The 5,909-nt window shown below is 31.5% G+C and carries 5 protein-coding genes; all 5 read right to left on the bottom strand.

All coding sequences use genetic code 11. The annotated features are described in order from the left end of the window. Positions 1–440 precede the first annotated feature (440 nt). Complete coding sequence (locus P8M54_RS08225) at positions 441–1,616, bottom strand: hypothetical protein (protein ID WP_300287090.1); 1,176 nt, start codon at positions 1,614–1,616, stop codon at positions 441–443. A 23-nt stretch (positions 1,617–1,639) separates the two neighbouring features. Next, the gene (locus P8M54_RS08230) at positions 1,640–3,151 is read right to left on the bottom strand and encodes a kinase (protein ID WP_300287092.1); all 1,512 of its coding nucleotides are present in this window, start codon (positions 3,149–3,151) and stop codon (positions 1,640–1,642) included. A 3-nt stretch (positions 3,152–3,154) separates the two neighbouring features. Then, positions 3,155–4,564 carry a PP2C family serine/threonine-protein phosphatase gene (locus P8M54_RS08235; protein WP_300287094.1) on the bottom strand — a complete coding sequence of 470 codons (1,410 nt, stop codon included), beginning with the start codon at positions 4,562–4,564 and terminating at the stop codon, positions 3,155–3,157. A gap of 3 nt (positions 4,565–4,567) precedes the next feature. Continuing rightward, positions 4,568–5,620, bottom strand: a complete 1,053-nt coding sequence (locus P8M54_RS08240) for a TerY-C metal binding domain-containing protein (protein WP_300287096.1) — start codon at positions 5,618–5,620, stop codon at positions 4,568–4,570. Then, positions 5,617–5,909, bottom strand: a 293-nt coding sequence (locus P8M54_RS08245) for a hypothetical protein (RefSeq protein WP_300287098.1), incomplete at its 5' end; no start/stop codon positions are given. The genes P8M54_RS08245 and P8M54_RS08240, both read right to left, overlap by 4 nt.

The raw sequence follows: 5,909 nt of genomic DNA on the forward strand, positions 1-5,909 counted from the left end.
TAAAAACCCAATGGCTTTCTTGAAAAAAGGCGACCAACTAATCCTAGGGAATGGCGAAATCCAAACCACAATGGGAGCATCATACTTTGTAAAAGGGAAACCAATCGATTATGAAAACGTAAAATATAAGTTTGATAAAACGGAATGTCAAGAATAAAAAAAAAGAGGAAACGGTAGTTTCCTCTTTTTTTATGGGTTTAAATTAGATTATAATGCGACTGGATTTTCAGGTTTATCTAAAAACCAATTCAAGATTTCACAACCTATGTTTCTATTTAAACCTCTATGATCATGATTTAAAATAGAAACTTTAGATAATTCTCAAAGTAATGATTTTCAATAAATTTTGGTACAATGTTACTGTAAGAAAGTATGTAAGTAACATTTCATGATGCTTAAACAAATTTTTACGAAAATCTCAAGTTTAAGGGTACTAATATTTATGGTTTAGTAGGTTCTGGAAAAACAATTGATACCAATACTGATATCAATAAAACACTACCTACAATTCCTAATGAGATCGGAGAAGAAATATGATACCAAGGCAATATAAGCATTTTGACACCAATAAAACTTAGAATTATTGCTAAACCGTAAGGTAATTTGCTGAACATGTGAATAAAGTTAGCTAGTAAAAAATATAAAGACCTTAAACCCAAAACAGCAAAAATATTAGAGGTATAAAGAATGAAAGGGTCTTTGGATATTGCAAAAATTGCGGGTATTGAATCTACTGCAAATAGCACATCTGTAAACTCTATTACAGCTACGACAATCAATAGAGGAGTTGCCATTCTGACACCATTTTGGATGGTAAAGAATTTGTCTCCATCGTAATTATCGGAAACTTTATAAAACTTTTTCACAAGTTTTGCACCAGCTGTTTCACTAAAATCTTCATCATCTTCACCGTCGCCGCTACCCCATGACTTTATACCAGCGTATACTAAAAACAAACCGAAGACCGTCATTACAAAATTAATGGGAGGTAGAGAAAGTTGGTTAACATTAATGAAAAATTTGGCGTTAACCCCAGCGAGTAGAAAGAATCCAAAAAGTATAGCTAATATTAAAAATACTTTCTCATCTCTTAGGTATTTTAATGCTAGACCAATTGATGCCAGAGCAATAAAACTCCATGTAAAATAGAATGGATTGCTGTCATTTTTAATAAATTCCGATAGATATGTTTGATTAATAATTCCAACTCCCGCAAAAATAAATATTGCCCTGAAGATCAAAGCACCAATGATACCCCAAAACAAAACTTTATGATGGAGGTGACGTGGAACTTTAAAGAATCCGAATACTAATATAAATACAAAGAGATTGTCTACAGAAAGTGCTTTTTCTATCCAATAGGCAGCTTGAAATTGAGTGAATTTCTCTATAGCTACTTCATGTCCACCTGTGTCCAGATTAAAAATCCAATATACAACACCTGAAAAAACCATTGAAAGAGAAATCCAGATGACACTCCAGACTGTAGCTTCTTTAGAAGTTACCTCGTGGGCTTTTTTATTAAAAATTCCGAGATCCAATAAGAGCATAATGAAAATTACTACTGCAAAGCCTACAATTAGACCAGGATGTAAATCGATAATGTTTTTTTCCATTTCTTTTAATTAATTTATTATTATTATTTATTTGCCATTGTTATTACTACAACTCTTCCGCCATCTTCTTTTGATAATAGAAGTTTTTTTCCATCGGTTAATTCTACCATGGATCCGATTGGGATTTCTCTATCTTCGGTTACGTCTTTTAATGATGTTAATTTTTGATTTACTAAGACCCATTTATTGTTATGATATGTAAAATAACCTACTGGAACTTTTTGTTCAGCAGTGATTTTTTCATTTCGTGTAATATTTCTATTTACGTGCCACTGAAAAAGATACTGATCTTTATAAACCATTAATCTATGATTTTCTGGTTTCCATACAGATTCTTTAAATTGAAAATATAAATCTAAAATGGGTAAAGTACCTTGATGAGCGGTACCACAAAATGGACATTTAGGCGTATTTGTATTATCAAAAACATACCATTTTTGTTCACAAGATACATTATGGCATTTCTGCATTAAATCTGTTGTCTTAAGCAATGCAATTTCCCACTCTTCGGCAGTTGGACGTTGCATTGGATTATGGAGTCCATCAATAAAAACTTTGTCAAATAACGTTTTCAAATATGGACCAGTAACGGAATAAGGAAGTTTATTTACATCTGCCCAAGGTAAATCCCATTTTGAAACCTGATTTAGCTTAGGTCTATTGGTTGCGTCTTTTGGATGTTCAATAAACATTGCTTTCGCACCCATTGATAACAAGTCATCTTTTTCAGTGTCTAAATCATGAACCTTACCGCCCTTTAATGGGTGTCTATGTAAAAGAAACATATAAATAAGTACGGGTAATGCGTGTAAATCTGTTAGTCGATTTGGTAATTTTCGATTTGGATCTGATTTGTTTAAATGTTTTGAAGAAAGAACTTCAGGTGCAATAAATTCGGCTGTACCAATTACTTCAGCAGCAAACATTCCAGGGACAACTAATCCATCTAAATCTATGATACAGGCAGACTTTTCTATAGGATCAATAAGTACATTATTGTATGACAAATCAGAATGAGCTAATCCCATGGCATGCATTTTTTTGACTCCACGAGTCAGATTAACACATACTTGAAAATAACTTAACCAATCTCCTAATTCTGATTTTGCAACGGTTAACGGAAACTGCCTATTTCTAAATTTTGCTCCTGCGAACCATTTTCCATTTTTTTCCTTACCTTTTATTAAGTCGCTAGTTTCGTATCCTTTCTTGAAGAAAAATTTAGAATTATAAATTGGAACTATCACTCCTGTTAACCCATTATAATCAATAACATCGGTCGGCCATCTAAAAACTTCATTTAAGTAATAATCTCCTGCTTCTTTATTTTGTATTTGTGGCAAATAATGATTGGTGATTTTTTGAAGTCTCTCTTTTTGATTAAAATCTAATTTATCTCTAAAAATAGCTACCACATATTTTTTGTCAGGACTAAAAAAAACATCCTTGACACCACCACGCATCGGTTCGCCATTATCTATATATTGGTATGTTTTCGAAGAATCGTTAATGGACTTTACAGTAATTGTTTTCATAGTCTAATATATTATTGCAAGCGTTCTATCATCGTGATTCCCTGGATTCCAAAAATCCATCCAAGTTGAAAGTTGAGTTGAGATTCCTTCATTATCTTTATTGAACTCTACTGCACATTTATCTTCGTTTTTGCCTTGTAAATCTTCAAGAAACTCCTTCCATTTATCTATTTTCTCTAAATTTGCTTCAACCACAAACTTTGGATCATAGATTCCATCTGTCATTAACATTAAATAAGAGAAGTCCTCAACCAATTTAAAACCAAATCGTGTTGAAAATTTATCGCTTTGAAATATTTCTGGCATAGTAATAAAACGTGTTCCTCCACCAAACTCACCAACATCTAACCAATTCATCAATTTAATTTCAGTTAAATCGTTGTTTAGCAGACCAATTGGACAATCACCAACACCAAATGTTAGAATTGCATAACCAAAATCATATTTTTTAACTAAAGCAAAAATGAAAGTTGCATGTAAATTTTTTAATGGTTTTTCAAGTTTTAAAGCAAATTTCTCGAGTTCTTTATGAACAAACCATGAAGCTTTTGAAAGGTTATCATAAACAAAATGACTTATTTTTTTTCCTGCTTCTAAATCTGTCTTATTATGATGCACTAATAAAATATCATCAAAGTCTTTGAGATATTCATTAGTAAAAAGTTCTTCAAAATAAGTAACAACGAGTTCACATGCCATTTTAGAACCCTGTCGAGATAAGCTTGCAGATCCAGCCCCATCAGAAACAGCAATAATCTCCCATCCTGTATCATTAATTTTTTTGAACGAAAAATCATCATCTCTAAAAGAACCAACATTGGCATGGCTTCTTCCTCGTTTAGATGCAATAACAATATTTTTATCTAAGAAAGAATCTGAAGTAGCTATGTTGTCTTCTTTCCAAAAAGGAGCATTTTTGTCACTGGCTATTTCTTTCCATAATGACTTAGGATCTGGATTAATAATTATATTAATTATTTTTTCATTTAAAATCGAATCATCAGCTTCACCTTCAACTCTAAATAAAAATTTTATTTTCAAATCACCACTTACTAAAGGATTACCAAAAAGTAGCTCTTCCTCATTATTGAAATTGAGACCAGAATCTTCTATATCTTTGATTTCAGAGTAAACTATATCATTCCATCCTAACTTAATAAAATCAAGTTTTGCTTCGTACTCTTTTTTTACAGTTCCATTAGGCAAAAAAACTGATTGTAAAATAATGTCATCAATTCTTGTTTTTAATTTCCAATTTGCCATAATAAACTGTTGATTTTCTTGAATTATTTTTACTGAATTAACATTATTTTCATTTTTGATAAAATCATCAAATAAGTGTAATTTACTCTGTTGCACTTCTATTTTGTTCTGAGACAAGAAGGCTTTAATGTATTGCTTTGTTTCTTCCATAATTTATCCTTGAGTTCTGTTTACGTCAAAACCGCCATCGCTTCTACTGTAAGATGACTGACTATCGCACCATGGACAGGTACTTAGCTCTTCTTCCCCAATGCAATGGATTTTATTACAACTACAAATAGCAAATGCAATTTGGTTACTACAGCAAGGACAGGTTGGACCGCCAATTAATTCGTCTGTATTTATTGTATTGTTGGAATTAGAACTATCGGCTAATTCAAAGTAAGAGTTGTCAACTTGAAATGCCCCTACTAATTTGTAACTTTTAGTACTTAATTCAATACCTGCAAAACTTGACGGTGCAATTGTTTTACGGTACTTCATTAAGTAGGGTCTTTTTGTATTTTGACATTTACCATTGAGCACGACAAAATTATCATCTATAAATTGACGATTAGGTTCTGATTTTGTTAAGTCAATTTTAGATATCGTTTTGCCATCTAATTTTGCTAATTCAAAACCCGTTGTATTATTTTCAACACTGATACTACTTGTTTTAATTGAATCTGTAACCCATTTAAAAAATTCTTTATACGATTGAACGTTTGTATTTTTAAACTCTAAAACGGTATCCGTTAATTCTCCGAGTAGATTTGCATCTGTATTATTACCAAATGAGACCGCAATTAAATTAGCTTTTTTTTGCCAATTTTGTTTCCATTCATTGATTGCTACTTTGCTGTCGTCTGTAGGGACACCATCCGTAAATAAAAACACTATAGGTTTCCAGTCGCCTTTAACTTCGTAGGTTGTTTTAATTATGTTCGTTCTTAATTCGTGCATTAAGTGTCCTAAACCTTTACTTAATGAAGTCCCACTACCAATTGGAAATTTAGGAGGATAGAAGCTCACTATTTCTTGTAAAGGGACAAGTGTTTTTGCTTGCCCTGCAAACACAATAATAGAAACAAAAACAGTTTCTAGCGCATGTGGGTCAGTTTTTAAAGCTTGAATAATATTAGCCAATCCTTCTTCAACTTGTTGGATAGGTTCACCAACCATTGATTCTGAAATGTCTATTAGGAAATATATGGGTAATCTTCTCATAAATATAAAAATAAAGTATAAACAATGGACAAGAATGTCATAACTAAGGTAAATGCTGTTATCCAGATTAGGACATTAGCAAACAACTTACTATAATTTTTATAACAGCCATAAATGGAAATTGCAAATATTATTGGATACCAAAAGTCGAAAATTGAGAACTCTTTGTTGTTTATTTGTACAACGATAAATACCCAAATAAAGTTAAATATAAATACTAAAATTATATTTTTAATTTTTCCTTCAAACTCTAAAAAACCTTGCTCATTTAATTTGTCATCTAGATTAT

Origin of the sequence: Flavobacterium sp. (assembly GCF_029242675.1) — a bacterium.
In the GTDB taxonomy this organism is placed as follows: domain Bacteria; phylum Bacteroidota; class Bacteroidia; order Flavobacteriales; family Flavobacteriaceae; genus Flavobacterium.

Excerpts from the sequence above, each read along its gene's own strand:
- P8M54_RS08225 (WP_300287090.1), bottom strand. The coding sequence starts at position 1,616 with ATGGAAAAAAACATTATCGATTTACATCCTGGTCTAATTGTAGGCTTT.
- P8M54_RS08230 (WP_300287092.1), bottom strand. The coding sequence starts at position 3,151 with ATGAAAACAATTACTGTAAAGTCCATTAACGATTCTTCGAAAACATAC.
- P8M54_RS08235 (WP_300287094.1), bottom strand. The coding sequence starts at position 4,564 with ATGGAAGAAACAAAGCAATACATTAAAGCCTTCTTGTCTCAGAACAAA.
- P8M54_RS08240 (WP_300287096.1), bottom strand. The coding sequence starts at position 5,620 with ATGAGAAGATTACCCATATATTTCCTAATAGACATTTCAGAATCAATG.